Annotated in this window: 12 protein-coding genes and 1 pseudogene; 7 read left to right on the top strand and 6 right to left on the bottom strand. The window is 53.1% G+C overall.

Going from position 1 to position 13,860, the window contains the following annotated elements; translation table 11 throughout:
* Nucleotides 1-54: 54 nt before the first annotated feature.
* Nucleotides 55-1,361: pseudogene (locus tag AACS05_RS09665) on the top strand (sulfurtransferase).
* A 7-nt stretch (nt 1,362-1,368) separates the two neighbouring features.
* Here AACS05_RS09665 and AACS05_RS09660 read toward each other — a convergent pair.
* Together AACS05_RS09660 and AACS05_RS09655 are read right to left on the bottom strand one after the other, a co-directional pair.
* Nucleotides 1,369-1,992 carry a CDP-alcohol phosphatidyltransferase family protein gene (locus AACS05_RS09660; RefSeq protein ID WP_045442017.1) on the bottom strand — a complete coding sequence of 208 codons (624 nt, stop codon included), beginning with the start codon at nt 1,990-1,992 and terminating at the stop codon, nt 1,369-1,371.
* Nucleotides 1,985-2,554: a carboxymuconolactone decarboxylase family protein gene (locus tag AACS05_RS09655; protein ID WP_045442014.1), complete on the bottom strand. Its 570-nt coding sequence runs from the start codon at nt 2,552-2,554 to the stop codon at nt 1,985-1,987. The genes AACS05_RS09660 and AACS05_RS09655 overlap by 8 nt, the downstream gene beginning before the upstream one ends.
* 76 nt (nt 2,555-2,630) lie before the next feature.
* On the opposite strand from AACS05_RS09655, the gene AACS05_RS09650 reads away from it, so the two are divergent.
* Nucleotides 2,631-3,047, top strand: coding sequence for a pyrimidine (deoxy)nucleoside triphosphate diphosphatase (locus AACS05_RS09650; RefSeq protein WP_144243097.1), 417 nt, complete (start codon nt 2,631-2,633; stop codon nt 3,045-3,047).
* Here the strand turns inward: AACS05_RS09650 and AACS05_RS09645 are convergent.
* A complete protein-coding gene (locus AACS05_RS09645; protein WP_045442011.1) occupies nt 3,007-3,282 on the bottom strand; it encodes a YnjH family protein in 276 nt (91 codons plus the stop codon). The two genes, AACS05_RS09650 and AACS05_RS09645, sit on opposite strands and share 41 nt — an antisense overlap.
* A 237-nt stretch (nt 3,283-3,519) precedes the next feature.
* On the opposite strand from AACS05_RS09645, the gene gdhA reads away from it, so the two are divergent.
* Nucleotides 3,520-4,863: an NADP-specific glutamate dehydrogenase gene (gene gdhA / locus AACS05_RS09640; protein WP_045442009.1), complete on the top strand. Its 1,344-nt coding sequence runs from the start codon at nt 3,520-3,522 to the stop codon at nt 4,861-4,863.
* A 39-nt stretch (nt 4,864-4,902) separates the two neighbouring features.
* Here the strand turns inward: gdhA and topB are convergent, their stop codons facing one another.
* The 3 genes from topB to AACS05_RS09625 all read right to left on the bottom strand — a co-directional run bounded on the left by topB (nt 4,903) and on the right by AACS05_RS09625 (nt 8,568).
* Nucleotides 4,903-6,852, bottom strand: coding sequence for a DNA topoisomerase III (gene topB / locus AACS05_RS09635; protein ID WP_045442006.1), 1,950 nt, complete (start codon nt 6,850-6,852; stop codon nt 4,903-4,905).
* 4 nt (nt 6,853-6,856) lie between these two features.
* A complete protein-coding gene (gene selD / locus AACS05_RS09630) occupies nt 6,857-7,900 on the bottom strand; it encodes a selenide, water dikinase SelD (protein WP_045442004.1) in 1,044 nt (347 codons plus the stop codon).
* Between the two features lie 116 nt (nt 7,901-8,016).
* Nucleotides 8,017-8,568, bottom strand: a complete 552-nt coding sequence (locus AACS05_RS09625) for an NAD(P)H nitroreductase (protein ID WP_045442001.1) — start codon at nt 8,566-8,568, stop codon at nt 8,017-8,019.
* A gap of 175 nt (nt 8,569-8,743) precedes the next feature.
* Between AACS05_RS09625 and sppA the strand changes: the two genes are divergently transcribed.
* The 4 genes from sppA to AACS05_RS09605 all read left to right on the top strand — a co-directional run bounded on the left by sppA (nt 8,744) and on the right by AACS05_RS09605 (nt 13,813).
* A complete protein-coding gene (gene sppA / locus AACS05_RS09620) occupies nt 8,744-10,600 on the top strand; it encodes a signal peptide peptidase SppA (RefSeq protein ID WP_045441999.1) in 1,857 nt (618 codons plus the stop codon).
* A 57-nt stretch (nt 10,601-10,657) separates the two neighbouring features.
* Complete coding sequence (ansA, locus tag AACS05_RS09615) at nt 10,658-11,674, top strand: asparaginase (RefSeq protein ID WP_045441997.1); 1,017 nt, start codon at nt 10,658-10,660, stop codon at nt 11,672-11,674.
* Between the two features lie 14 nt (nt 11,675-11,688).
* Nucleotides 11,689-12,327 (top strand): bifunctional nicotinamidase/pyrazinamidase, encoded by a 639-nt coding sequence (pncA, locus tag AACS05_RS09610; RefSeq protein WP_045441995.1) that lies wholly within the window; start codon nt 11,689-11,691, stop codon nt 12,325-12,327.
* Nucleotides 12,328-12,559: 232 nt separating this feature from the next.
* Nucleotides 12,560-13,813 (top strand): glycoside hydrolase family 18 protein, encoded by a 1,254-nt coding sequence (locus tag AACS05_RS09605; protein WP_045441993.1) that lies wholly within the window; start codon nt 12,560-12,562, stop codon nt 13,811-13,813.
* The last annotated feature ends 47 nt before the right edge of the window (nt 13,814-13,860 follow it).

Genomic DNA, 13,860 nt, shown 5'->3' with positions numbered 1-13,860 from the left:
TACTTAACTGGCGGCACAGAATGTCGTCTTCTTTTTTCAACGTCGGGCTATTCGATGAAACGTGTTTCTCAAATGACCGCGCTGGCACTGGCTTTAGGGCTGGCTTGCGCTTCTTCCTGGGCTGCTGAAACCGCGCAGACACTCACCTTCAACCAGTTACAGCAAAAACAAGGCGCGGCAATCGATACCCGTCAGAGCGCTTATTATAACGGCTGGCCGCAATCGCTTAATGGCCCTTCTGGACATGAACCTTCCGCCCTGAATCTGTCTGCCGCATGGCTCGACAAGATGAATGATGAGCAACTCTCCGCCTGGGTTCATCAACATCAGTTAAAAACCGATGCCCCGGTTGCACTCTATGGCAACGACACTGATATGCAGGCCGTCAAAAATCGCCTGCAAAAGGCTGGCTTTAGCCATATTTCAACGCTCAGCGATGCGCTGCAGGATCCAGCTCGCCTGCAACGCCTGCCGCACTTCGAACAACTGGTCTATCCGCAGTGGCTGCACGACCTTCAACAGGGTAAAGAGGTCACAGCTAAACCGGCTGGCGACTGGAAAGTGATCGAGGCCGCCTGGGGGGCGCCGAAACTCTATCTGCTCAGCCACATCCCGGGAGCCGGATACATTGATACTAACGAAGTCGAAAGCGAACCGCTGTGGAATAAAGTCTCGGACGCTCAGCTAAAAGCGATGCTGGCAAACATGGAATTCGCCACGACACAACGGTCATTCTGTATGGCCGCGATGTTTACGCCGCAGCACGTGTCGCACAAATCATGCTGTACGCGGGTGTAAAAGACGTTCGCCTGCTCGACGGTGGCTGGCAAACCTGGTCCGATGCAGGATTACCGGTTGAACGCGGTACGGCGCCAACGGTGAAACCAGAACCGAATTTCGGCGTAACGATCCCTGCCCAACCGCAGCTGATGCTGGATATGGAACAGGCGCGTGGCCTGCTGCACCGCCAGGACGCATCGCTGGTCAGCATCCGCTCGTGGCCAGAGTTTGTCGGCACCACCAGCGGATACAGCTACATTAAGCCAAAAGGTGAGATTGCAGGCGCTCGTTGGGGCCACGCAGGGAGCGACTCCACACATATGGAAGATTTCCATAACCCAGACGGCACCATGCGTAGCGCGGATGACATCGCCGCAATATGGAAGCAGTGGAATATCCTGCCGGATCAGCAGGTCTCTTTCTATTGCGGCACCGGCTGGCGCGCCTCTGAGACGTTTATGTATGCCCGCGCGATGGGCTGGAAAAACGTCTCCGTCTATGACGGCGGCTGGTACGAGTGGAGCAGCCATCCGAAAAACCCGGTCGCCAGCGGTGAACGCGGCCCGGAAAGCAGTCAGTAACCTCTCGCTAGCCCTGACGCTGAAGTGACTTCAGCGTCAGGTAGCCACTCCAGATCCGCGTAAAGGTTGTCATCCAGCACAGCGCGCCAAACACCCAGGCCATCACTGCAAAATATCCAGGGAAAAGGCAGCCCAGAACAAACAACATAATTGTCTCAGTGCCTTCGGTCAGTCCACCCAGATAATAAAATGATTTATGTGCATAGCCAGGGTTATCAATCTGGTGTTTCGCTGCCAGTGCCGCAAAGGCCAGGAAACTGCTGCCGGTGCCAATAAAAGCAAATAGCAACCAGCCACCCGCCAGCGCATTTTGCTCCGGTGCCGCCAGAATAAAGCCAAACGGTACTAAGGCGTAAAACAGGAAGTCGAGCGCAATGTCGAGGAATCCCCCCGCATCGGTTAATCCTCTGCGACGCGCCAGCGCCCCATCCAGACCATCAAACAGACGATTGAGCACAATGGCCACCAGCGCGGCCAGATACCAGCCTGATGCCAGAAATGGCAAAGCCAGCACGCCAATAGCGAAACCGACCAGCGTCAGGCCATCCGGCGTGATAGCGGGTGTATCAATAACCCGTACGCACTGGTGCAGAAGTGGTTTTAATCGCGGGTGAAGATGACGGTCAAGCATGCGGGTGTCCTTTCAAATTGTCGCATAATCCTTGTGAGGGTATATCCAGCGCGGCATTGAAGCGCGCCGAGAGATTTTGAAAGGCAATTAGCGCAGTCATTTCGGTAATCGTGTCGTCGGTAAAATACTGCTTCATTTGCGCCTTCAGTCCATCATCAATCTGTGGCGGCGTGGCGGTAACCGCATCCGCATAGGCCAGTGCCACACGCTCTTCTTCGCTGAACAGCGTTGACGCTTGCCAGTCTGCGACCTGCAACACTTTATCCAGGGCGCCACAACGTTCGGCGAGACGTAAACTGTTGGCATCAATGCAAAAAGCGCAGTGGCACGCCTGAGAAACCCGTGTCATCAATAGCGCCCGCATCACCGGCGTTAATCGCGAGCGTTTTCGCTCCAGAAATCCGACAAACAACGCTACCAACCAGAACAGAAACGGCACCCGCCCCCACCATCGCGTGGGATGTAATACATCTCCATAGTGTTTTTTCTGTGTGGCCACAAGCGGTTTTAAACTGGAAGGGATACGCGTTAACGGCTTTACCCACGACTGAGGATCGTTCAACGGTGACTCCTGAATACTTCAGATAAAACAAAGATAGCGATAGTATGTCATCTTCTGATGTTGAATCTTGATGAATATGATGAAAACCCTCGACGTTGTCGCCGCTATTATTGAACATGATGGCAATATTTTACTCGCTCAACGCCCGGAGCATGCCGACCAATCAGGAATGTGGGAGTTTGCCGGCGGTAAGATTGAGCCAGGAGAAAGCCAACCGCAGGCGCTGATTCGTGAACTGCGGGAGGAACTGGGTATCGAGGCAGTCATTGGGCAATACGTTGCCAGCCATCAGCGCCAAGTATCAGGCCGGTTGATACATCTGCATGCCTGGCATGTTCCTGCTTATCAGGGCGAACTGAAGGCTCATGAGCATCAGGATTTGGTCTGGTGTACGCCAGAGGACGCGCTGCGTTATCCGCTGGCGCCTGCTGACATTCCGTTGTTGGAGGCGTTTATCCTTTTACGCGACGCCAGACAAGCGGATTCGTGCTGATGGTTTTCTCGTCGCGCTGACACTGTAACAGTACACCATCGGCTTTTATCACCGCCCCTTCTGAGTAATTCTGATCCTGATAAATACAGCACTGATTACAGGGTTGTGCACGTTGTCCGCTGGAGCTAAACACCTCTGGCGGAACATTCACTTGCACATCCGGACGATATAACTGATTTGCCAGTGTCGCGCTGGATAACATCACCAGCACTCCAGCCATAATAAGACGGCGCATACTCTTTCCTTTTAAACCGACATCAATGCTCAGTATAACGGTAGATACTGGCAGAAACTTTAGTCCCTTCCATCATCGTTTTTGGTTATGACCCACGTCGCAATATTAATTTCCTTAGCGGGGTTAATTTTTTCTTGCGTTTCGTCACATGGCTGATGGTATAGTCAAAAACTGCAAAACACTTAACACAAATATCAAAAATATAACCATATCAATACATAAGAGGTTTTTATATCTATGGATCAGACACGTTCTCTGGAGTCATTTCTCAACCATGTACAAAAGCGCGACCCGAATCAAACGGAGTTCGCGCAAGCCGTTCGTGAAGTAATGACCACGCTGTGGCCATTTCTTGAACAAAACCCGCGCTATCGTCAAATGTCATTGCTGGAACGTCTGGTTGAGCCTGAGCGCGTGATTCAGTTCCGCGTAGTCTGGCTGGACGATCGGAATCAGGTACAGGTAAACCGTGCGTGGCGCGTGCAGTTTAGTTCTGCAATTGGTCCTTACAAAGGCGGCATGCGTTTCCATCCGTCGGTAAACCTGTCGATCCTGAAATTCCTCGGCTTCGAGCAGACCTTTAAAAACGCCCTCACCACGCTGCCGATGGGCGGTGGTAAAGGCGGGAGCGATTTCGATCCAAAAGGCAAAAGTGAAGGCGAAGTGATGCGTTTTTGCCAGGCACTGATGACCGAGCTGTTCCGCCACTTAGGGCCAGATACCGACGTGCCTGCGGGCGATATAGGCGTAGGCGGTCGTGAAGTTGGCTTTATGGCCGGGATGATGAAAAAACTGTCCAACAACAGCGCCTGCGTCTTTACCGGTAAAGGTCTCTCCTTTGGCGGCAGCCTGATCCGCCCGGAAGCGACCGGTTACGGTCTGGTGTACTTTACCGAAGCCATGCTTAAACGTCATGGCCTGGGTTTTGAAGGCATGCGTGTCGCCGTCTCGGGTTCCGGTAACGTGGCGCAATTCGCCATTGAAAAAGCGATGGAGTTCGGGGCTCGAGTGGTTACTGCCTCTGACTCCAGCGGCACCGTGGTAGACGAAAGCGGCTTCACCAAAGAAAAACTGGCACGTCTGTGCGCGATCAAAGACAGTCGTGACGGACGCGTGGCGGATTACGCCCGTGAATTTGGTCTGACTTATCTGGAAGGCAAGCAGCCGTGGTCTGTGCCGGTAGATATCGCTCTGCCGTGCGCCACACAGAACGAACTTGATGTCGACGCCGCTCGCGTGCTGATCGCTAACGGTGTGAAAGCCGTCGCTGAGGGCGCAAATATGCCGACCACCATCGAAGCAACCGATCTGTTCCTCGAATCGGGCGTATTATTTGCACCGGGTAAAGCGGCCAACGCTGGCGGTGTGGCGACGTCAGGTCTGGAAATGGCGCAGAACGCTGCGCGTCTTGGCTGGAAAGCAGAGAAAGTTGATGCGCGCCTGCACCACATCATGCTGGATATTCACCATGCCTGCGTCGAGTACGGTGGCGAGAGCAAACAAACCAACTACGTGCGCGGTGCCAACATCGCGGGCTTTGTGAAAGTTGCCGACGCGATGTTGGGTCAGGGTGTTATCTGATCTTGCCCCTTCTGCCTGATGATGCTGAGCTCATCAGGCTTACGCAGTATCTCCGCCCGCCTCAACTGATGGCGGGCTTTTTTTCGCCGAGCGTTTGCGCGGCGCACTCTTTTTCTTCTCACCACCACCCGGAGCGGTAATCCCGCGGAACTGGCGCACCGGCGTACGTTTAGCCTGATCGATAAGCTGATACAACGTCCCTACCAGCGGCTGCATAAAATCCTGATAACGACACTGTTTTTCACTGATTTGTGTCAGAATCGACTCCCAGTGCGCGGTCATATCCGGGCGCGTCGCCATTTCAGGAAGCGAATGGAACAGCGCTTTTCCGGCGTCCGTTGAGTGTATATAACGGCCCTTTTTCACCAAAAATCCGCGCTTAAACAGCAGTTCGATAATCCCGGCGCGCGTGGCTTCCGTTCCTAAACCGTCGGTTGCACGAAGGATCTTTTTCAGATCTTTATCCTGCACAAACCGCGCGATCCCGGTCATCGCCGACAGCAACGTAGCATCGGTAAAGTGGCGCGGCGGCTGGGTTTGGCGTTCAACGACTTCGCCTTTTTCGCACAGCAACTCATCATCTTTTGCCACTACCGGCAGCGGCGTGCCGTCGTTGTCTTCATCGCGTTCTTTGTTGCCGAGCAACGTACGCCATCCTGCTTCGGCGAGGAAACGCGCTTTGGCAACAAATTTCCCTTTCGCAATGTCCAGTTCAATGACGCATTTACGGAATACTGCATCTGCGCAGAACTGCATCAGATACTGACGCGCAATCAGGTTATACACCTTCGCTTCGTTGTCATTCAGATTGATGGATGAACTGCGCGCAGTGGGAATAATGGCGTGGTGCGCATCCACCTTTTTATCGTCCCAGCAGCGATTACGCGTATCGGGGTTAACCGCTGGCTGCGGTAACAAATCCGGCGCATGAACGCTGATAGCGTTCATTACCGCATGACGTCCGGCAAAGTGCTCTTCCGGCAGATAGCGGCTATCGGAACGTGGATAGGTAATCAGCTTGTGGGTTTCGTACAGTTTCTGGCAGATATCCAGCACATTTTGCGCACTTAAACCGAAGCGTTTAGCCGCTTCAATCTGCAACGCCGATAACGAAAACGGCAACGGTGCGGATTCTGATTCCCGTTTATCGTTATAGCTGGTGACAATCGCAGGCTGGCCGTTGATACGATTTACCACGTGTTCTGCCAGCGTGCGGTGAAGCAAACGTCCTTCTTCATCCTGATACGGCTCACACGCTTCGCTGGGTTGCCAGATAGCGGTGAACCGCTCATCGGCAGGCGTCACGATATGTGCTTTCACTTCAAAGAAATCTTTTGCGACGAAGTTTTCAATCTCTTCATCACGGCGAACCACCAGTCCGAGAACCGGTGTTTGTACGCGACCAACGGAGAGCACCCCCTGATAGCCCGCGTTACGCCCAAGAATGGTGTAGGCTCGCGTCATATTGATGCCATACAGCCAGTCCGCACGCGCACGCGCCAGCGCCGACACGCATAGCGGGATAAACTCACTGTTAGCGCGCAGGCGGGAAATCGCCCGCTCCACCGCCTGTGGGTTAAGATCGTTGATCAGGCAACGTTGTACCTGCTGACGTTTCTCTGGGGCGAGTTGCAGGTAATCAAGCACTTCATCCACCAGCAGTTGCCCTTCACGATCGGGGTCTCCCGCGTGAATAACTTCACTTGCTTCATGTAAAAAGCGCTTAATCACGTTGAGCTGTTTGGTCACCGAGGGACGCGGCTGTAGCTGCCACTTTTCCGGGACAATCGGCAAGTCGACCAGACTCCAGCGAGCATAGCGACTGTCATAGGCATCTGGCTGCGCCTGTTCAAGCAGATGGCCGATGCACCAGGTCACCACTTGCCCATTTCCGCATTCAATAAAACCATCACCTTTGCGATGCGGTTTAGGTAGCACATCCGCAATCGCGCGAGCCAGACTCGGTTTTTCGGCAATAAACAACCGCATCAAGTTAACGGATCTCAACCATGGCGCGACCGCCACGAGCTTCCACCAGTTCACCAATCGCAGTGAGTTCAATACCGAACTGCGCAGCCGCCGCCTTGACTTCGGCTTCGGCCTCCGGCGTTACCGCCAGCAACAAACCACCCGAAGTTTGCGGATCGCACAACAGGTCACGTACCGACTTCGGCATTTCGCCCATCAGATGCCCATAGCTGGCATAATTACGTTGCGTACCACCCGGTACTGCGCCCTGCGCAATGTATTCTTCAACGCCAGGGAGTTTTGGAATGTCCTGATAAACGATCTGCGCCTGGATACCCGCGCCCTGACACATCTCACTCAGATGTCCCAGCAGACCAAAACCGGTCACGTCGGTCATGGCTTTCACGCCCTCAATATCCGCAAACGCTGCACCCGCGACGTTCATGCGACACATCACTTCCGTTGCCAGCCCAATATGTTCAGGCTTGAGCAGCGATTTTTTCTCTGCGGTAGTCAGCACGCCAATACCCAAAGGCTTGGTGAGGAACAGTTTGCATCCCGCCTCGGCGGTGCTGTTTTTCTTCACGCGTTCGGTAGGAACGACGCCTGTAACCGCAAGACCAAAAATCGGCTCCGGAGCATCAATAGAGTGACCGCCCGCCAGGGCAATACCCGCCTGACGACAGGCGAAGCGTCCGCCTTCGGTGACTTCACGGGCAATTTCCGGTGCCAGCTTATCGAGAGGCCAGCCCAGAATAGCGATTGCCATAATCGGTTTGCCGCCCATCGCGAAGATATCGCTGATAGCGTTGGTCGCAGCGATACGGCCAAAATCAAACGGATTATCGACAATCGGCATAAAGAAATCGGTGGTACTGATAACGCTGGTGCCATTTCCCAGATCGTACACTGCCGCATCATCGCGGGTTTCATTACCCACGAGTAAGTTTGGATCGACGAACTTCGCCTGCTCACTGTGCAGGATGGTTTCCAGCACTTTGGGGGAAATTTTACAACCGCAACCGGCTCCGTGGCTGTATTGCGTTAAACGAATAGCTTGCTCGCTCATGGACATCTCCTGTCATTGCAATCCGGATATGGTAGCGCTCATTCCATGATGTGGTAAGAGTGACTGTCTGAATTAGGGTGTCTTTGCTCATAATCCAGACAGTTTTGCTGTTGATATCAGAAATAACGGACGAATGAGGTCGGATCGGCAAGGCTAATCGAGGTGGAAGCTTTTAGCTGCGGTGTACCCAGATAGAGGAAACCAACAATTTTATCCTGTGGTCGACAGTCAAAAGCCTCACGCACTTCCGCGCTTTCCGTTAAGGCACCGCTACGCCAGATCCCGCCAAAGCCTTGTGCAATCGCCGCCATCTGCATAGCCATTACCGCACAACCGGCTGACATTTCCTGCTCCCAGAGAGGAACCTTGCCGTTTTCTTCGCATTTTGCCACTACTGCAATAATTAGCGGTGCACGAAACGGCGCGCTACGCGCTTTTTCTACCGCTTTTTCGTCACCCTGTGCGGCAATCGCACCTTTTTCCAGCGCAGCGCTAAAACGCTCGCGACCATCGCCTTCTATCACAAAAAAACGCCATGGCTGCAAAGATTTGTGGTCAGGCGCACGCATCCCCGCCCGCAGAATGTTTTGTAACTGCTCCCCCGCCGGGGCCGGTTCGACAAGGCGAGAAGCGCTACGACGAGTCAAAAGTAATTCGAGTGCATCCATTTGCTTAACTCCAACAATAAAATCTGTTCACAAAATTAACACGTGAGTGGATTTTGTTACAGCACAGGCGGTGATTCCTGCTGACAAGTGCCTGTCGGGTCATTACGATAGCCACATCTTAACGCCTTTCTCCCGTCTAACGGGGAGGCGTGTTGTTAATCTGTAGGGAGAATACATGCGAACCCTGTGGCGATTTATTGCCGGATTTTTTAAATGGACGTGGCGATTACTGAATTTCGTCCGTGAATTTGTGCTTAACCTGTTCTTTATCTTTCTGGTGCTGGTTGGCGTCGGTATCTGGATGCAGGTCAGTAGCACTAATACCAGCGAACAGGCCGGACGTGGCGCATTGCTGCTCGATATCTCAGGGGTGATTGTCGACAAGCCCTCAAGTACCAGTCGCTTAAGCGTCATTGGTCGCCAGCTGTTTGGCGCCAGCTCGGATCGTCTACAGGAAAACTCCCTGTTCGACATCGTGAATACCATTCGCCAGGCGAAAGATGACCGCAACATTACCGGCATCGTGATGGATTTGAAAAACTTTGCCGGGGCCGATCAGCCTTCCATGCAGTACATCGGTAAAGCGCTGCGTGAATTCCGCGACAGCGGGAAACCCGTTTTTGCCATCGGCGATAACTTCAGCCAGGGTCAGTATTACCTCGCCAGTTTTGCCAACAAAATTTGGCTCTCCCCACAAGGTTCGGTTGACTTGCACGGCTTTGCTACCAATGGCCTGTATTACAAGTCACTGCTGGATAAGCTGAAAGTCTCCACCCACGTATTCCGTGTCGGGACCTATAAATCCGCCGTTGAGCCGTTTATTCGTGACGATATGTCCCCGGCCGCACGTGAAGCCGACAGCCGCTGGATTGGCGAGTTATGGCAAAACTATCTCGACACCGTTGCGGCCAATCGCCAGATCCCGGCCCAGCAGGTGTTCCCGGGCGCGCAGGCGATGCTGGACGGTCTGACGAAAGTGGATGGCGATACCGCTAAGTATGCCCTCGATAACAAACTTGTCGACGCCCTCGCCTCCAGCGCTGAAGTCGAAAAACTGCTGACTAAACAGTTTGGCTGGAGCAAAGCGGACAAAAATTACCGCGCCGTCAGCTATTACGATTACTCGCTGAAAACCCCGGCTGAGACCGGCGACAGCATAGGCGTGGTCTTCGCCAATGGCGCAATTATGGACGGGGAAGAAACACCAGGGAACGTAGGCGGTGACACCACTGCCGCACAGATCCGTGAAGCACGCCTCGATCCAAAAGTGAAAGCGATTGTTCTGCGCGTTAACAGTCCTGGCGGTAGCGTCAGCGCCTCTGAAGTGATTCGCTCTGAACTGGCTGCAGCTAAGGCTGCGGGTAAACCGGTGGTCGTTTCTATGGGCGGTATGGCGGCTTCAGGGGGTTACTGGATCTCCACACCGGCAAGCTACATTGTGGCGAACCCCAGTACTCTGACTGGTTCAATCGGTATTTTTGGCGTTATCAACACCGTTGAAAACAGCCTGGATTCCATTGGCATCCATACTGATGGCGTTTCAACCTCGCCGCTGGCTGATATTTCTATCACCAAAGCGTTACCGCCAGAAGTCCAGCAGATGATGCAACTGAGCATTGAGAATGGCTATAAGCGCTTTATCACGCTGGTTGCGGATGCACGTAAGACTACGCCAGAGCAGATTGATAAGATTGCTCAGGGCCACGTCTGGACCGGTCAGGATGCGAAAGCTAACGGTCTGGTGGACAGTCTGGGCGACTTTGACGATGCGGTGACAAAAGCGGCAGAGCTTGCCAAACTGAAACAATGGCACATTGAGTATTATCAAGACGAACCGACATTCGTCGATATGGTTATGGACAGTATGTCGGGTTCAGTTCGCGCCATGCTGCCACAAGCCATCCAGGCAATGCTTCCGGCACCGCTGGCCTCTGCTGCCAGTGCGGTAAAAGCCGAAGGTGATAAGCTGGCGGCGTTTAACGATCCGCAGAACCGTTATGCGTTTTGTCTGACCTGCGCCAACGTTCGCTAACTCTTGACCCCTCTTCGGGATGAAGAGGGGTTTTTCTTTGAGACAGAAGAAAAAGTCATGCAGAAGAAATCGATTTACGTTGCCTATACCGGCGGTACTATTGGTATGCAGCGCTCAGAACAAGGTTATATTCCGGTCTCCGGCCATCTTCAGCGCCAGCTGGCATTGATGCCTGAATTCCACCGCCCCGAGATGCCTGATTTCACTATCCACGAATACGTCCCGCTGATGGATTCATCCGATATGACGCCAGAAGACTGGCAGCATATTGCTGAAGACATTAAAGCGCACTACGACGATTACGATGGTTTTGTGATCCTTCATGGCACCGACACCATGGCGTTTACTGCCTCAGCGCTCTCTTTTATGCTGGAGAATCTGGGTAAACCGGTAATTGTGACAGGGTCACAAATACCGCTGGCAGAGCTACGTTCTGACGGACAAATCAATTTGCTGAATGCGCTATACGTCGCAGCGAATTACCCCATCAACGAAGTTACCCTGTTTTTCAACAATCGACTGTTTCGCGGTAACCGTACAACCAAAGCCCATGCAGACGGTTTTGACGCCTTCGCCTCACCAAACCTTGCCCCGTTGCTGGAAGCCGGGATCCATATCCGCCGCCTGGGAACGCCACCAGCGCCACACGGGGCAGGCGAACTGATTGTTCACCCTATCACCCCGCAGCCGATTGGCGTCGTCACTATTTACCCTGGCATTTCCGCTGACGTGGTGCGCAATTTCCTGCGCCAGCCGGTAAAAGCATTAATTCTTCGCTCCTACGGTGTGGGCAATGCGCCGCAAAATAAAGAGTTCCTGAAAGAGCTTGAAGATGCGAGCTCGCGTGGCATTGTGGTGGTTAACCTCACCCAGTGTATGTCCGGCAAGGTGAACATGGGCGGTTACGCAACAGGGAATGCGCTGGCGCATGCCGGGGTTATTGGTGGCGCGGATATGACCGTTGAAGCAACGCTCACCAAGCTGCATTACTTGCTGAGCCAGGGGCTGGATACGCAGGCCATTCGCACGGCGATGACGCAAAACCTGCGTGGTGAGCTCACGCCGGACGAATAGAGGAGTAAACGATAATGGCCAGAGCATTACTGCTGGTTGACTTACAAAACGACTTTTGTGCAGGCGGTGCTCTCGCCGTCCCTGAGGGAGATAGCACCGTGGATGTCGCCAATCGTCTTATTGACTGGTGTACATCGCGTGGTGACGTGATAGTTGCCAGTCTGGACTGGCACCCGGCAAATCACGGTAGTTTTGCCAGCCAGCATCATGTCACGCCTTACAGTCAGGGACAACTTGACGGTCTGCCGCAGACATTCTGGCCGGATCACTGTGTTCAGAACACTGAGGGTGCAGCCCTGCATCCGTTGCTGAATCAACACGCAATTAATAAGACCTTTTGTAAGGGCGAGAATCCGCTGGTCGACAGCTACAGCGCGTTTTTTGATAACGGCCGTCGACAGGCAACTGCGCTGAATGCGTGGCTACTGGAGAATCGTATTGCTGAACTCATCATCATGGGCCTGGCAACTGATTATTGCGTTAAATTTACTGTTCTTGATGCGCTGGATCTTGGCTATACCGTCAACGTCATTACTGATGGCTGTCGTGGTGTGAACATTCAGCCGCAAGATAGCGCGCATGCTTTTATGGAAATGGCGGCAGCGGGTGCAACGCTGTACACGCTGGCAGACTGGGAAGAAACCCAGCGTTAAACCATGCCTGGTGGCGGAACTTATGTCGTCACCAGGTCCCCTGTTAACTTCCCCTCTCGGCCTTCTCTGGTATCCCCGCGATACCCGACACATCGCTTTCGCCGCTTCGCCAGCATGGCGTGAACAGCTTCGCATTTTTCCTTTTTTTAAACTGTTAGTCTGCAAGAGCTGTTTTTTTCGCCACCCACTGGCGTGGCGTGTTTGCTTTTTTAAATGTCAAAGAGGAACACCGATGAAACTATTGCCTTTGTTGGCAGCATTACCCCTGCTTTGTGCAAGCGTTGTTTCCGCAAACTCCCTGATGTCTGTCGGCTACTTTAACGGCGGTGGCGATGTTACTGCCGGCCCTGGCGGTGATATCAATAAGCTGGATGTCCGCCAGATAACCCATCTCAACTATTCGTTTGGTCTTGTCTACAACAATGAAAAAGACGAAACCAATGACGCCCTGAAAGACGCCAGCAAGCTACACCAGATTTGGCTGTCAGAAAAAGTACAGGCTGATTTGCAAAAAATTCCGGTGCTACGCAAGCAAAACCCAAACCTTAAAGTTCTGCTTTCTGTTGGGGGTTGGGGGGCGCGCGGATTTTCTGGCGCGGCGGCTACGCAGGAATCCCGCAGGGTGTTTATTCAGTCTGCACAGGCGATTGTTGAGAAATATGGCCTGGATGGCATCGATCTCGACTGGGAATATCCGGTCAACGGCGCATGGGGGCTGGTCGAAAGCCAACCGGCTGACCGCGATAACTTTACCGCGTTACTGAAAGAGCTACGCGCCACATTTGGCCATAATAAGCTGGTCACTATCGCCGTCGGAGCGAACGCTGAAAGTCCGAAAAGCTGGGTAGATGTGAAAGCGATTGCCCCGTTGCTCGATTATATCAACCTGATGACCTACGACATGGCTTACGGTACTCAGTACTTCAACTCAAACCTGTATGATTCGACCCAGTGGCCAACGGTGGCTGCAGCAGATAAATACAGCGCCGATTTTGTGGTCAATAACTATCTCGCCGCAGGATTAAAACCAGGTCAGATGAATCTCGGGATAGGCTTCTACGGCCGGGTACCAAAACGCGCCATCGAACCTGGTATTGACTGGAGCAAACCTAATGCCCAGAAAAATCCGGCAACCCAGCCCTACTTCGAACCACAACACATTGAGTTGTTCAAATCGTTGGGGGTTGATCTGAGCAAAGATACCTATGTGAAGTACAACGATATCGTGGCTAAGTTAATCAACGATCCGCAAAAGCGCTTTAGTCAGCATTGGGATGATGAGGCCAAAGTGCCGTGGTTGTCAGTACAGTCTGCCAACGGTAAAGCACTTTTCGCCCTCTCTTTTGAAAACCCGCGTTCGGTCGCCATCAAAGCGGACTATATCAAGAGCAAGGGGTTGGGAGGGGCTATGTTCTGGGAGTACGGCGCAGATGATAAAAATCAGTTAGCGAAGCAGCTGGCCGAGTCGTTAGGGATTAAACACTGATCCCAACGCCTGGCACAATAGGTTATGATTATCATAATCCGCTGCAC

This window comes from Citrobacter sp. S-77 (genome assembly GCF_963864895.1).
Lineage (GTDB): Bacteria > Pseudomonadota > Gammaproteobacteria > Enterobacterales > Enterobacteriaceae > Citrobacter > Citrobacter murliniae.
The sequence above is the reverse complement of the archived record's forward strand: the minus strand, read 5'-3'. Positions and strand labels throughout refer to the sequence as shown.

Bases quoted from the DNA above. Each gene is read 5' to 3' on its own strand.
- AACS05_RS09660 (WP_045442017.1), bottom strand. From the start codon at position 1,992: ATGCTTGACCGTCATCTTCACCCGCGATTAAAACCACTTCTGCACCAG.
- AACS05_RS09650 (WP_144243097.1), top strand. From the start codon at position 2,631: ATGATGAAAACCCTCGACGTTGTCGCCGCTATTATTGAACATGATGGC.
- AACS05_RS09645 (WP_045442011.1), bottom strand. From the start codon at position 3,282: ATGCGCCGTCTTATTATGGCTGGAGTGCTGGTGATGTTATCCAGCGCG.
- gdhA (WP_045442009.1), top strand. From the start codon at position 3,520: ATGGATCAGACACGTTCTCTGGAGTCATTTCTCAACCATGTACAAAAG.
- topB (WP_045442006.1), bottom strand. From the start codon at position 6,852: ATGCGGTTGTTTATTGCCGAAAAACCGAGTCTGGCTCGCGCGATTGCG.
- selD (WP_045442004.1), bottom strand. From the start codon at position 7,900: ATGAGCGAGCAAGCTATTCGTTTAACGCAATACAGCCACGGAGCCGGT.
- AACS05_RS09625 (WP_045442001.1), bottom strand. From the start codon at position 8,568: ATGGATGCACTCGAATTACTTTTGACTCGTCGTAGCGCTTCTCGCCTT.
- sppA (WP_045441999.1), top strand. From the start codon at position 8,744: ATGCGAACCCTGTGGCGATTTATTGCCGGATTTTTTAAATGGACGTGG.
- ansA (WP_045441997.1), top strand. From the start codon at position 10,658: ATGCAGAAGAAATCGATTTACGTTGCCTATACCGGCGGTACTATTGGT.
- pncA (WP_045441995.1), top strand. From the start codon at position 11,689: ATGGCCAGAGCATTACTGCTGGTTGACTTACAAAACGACTTTTGTGCA.
- AACS05_RS09605 (WP_045441993.1), top strand. From the start codon at position 12,560: ATGAAACTATTGCCTTTGTTGGCAGCATTACCCCTGCTTTGTGCAAGC.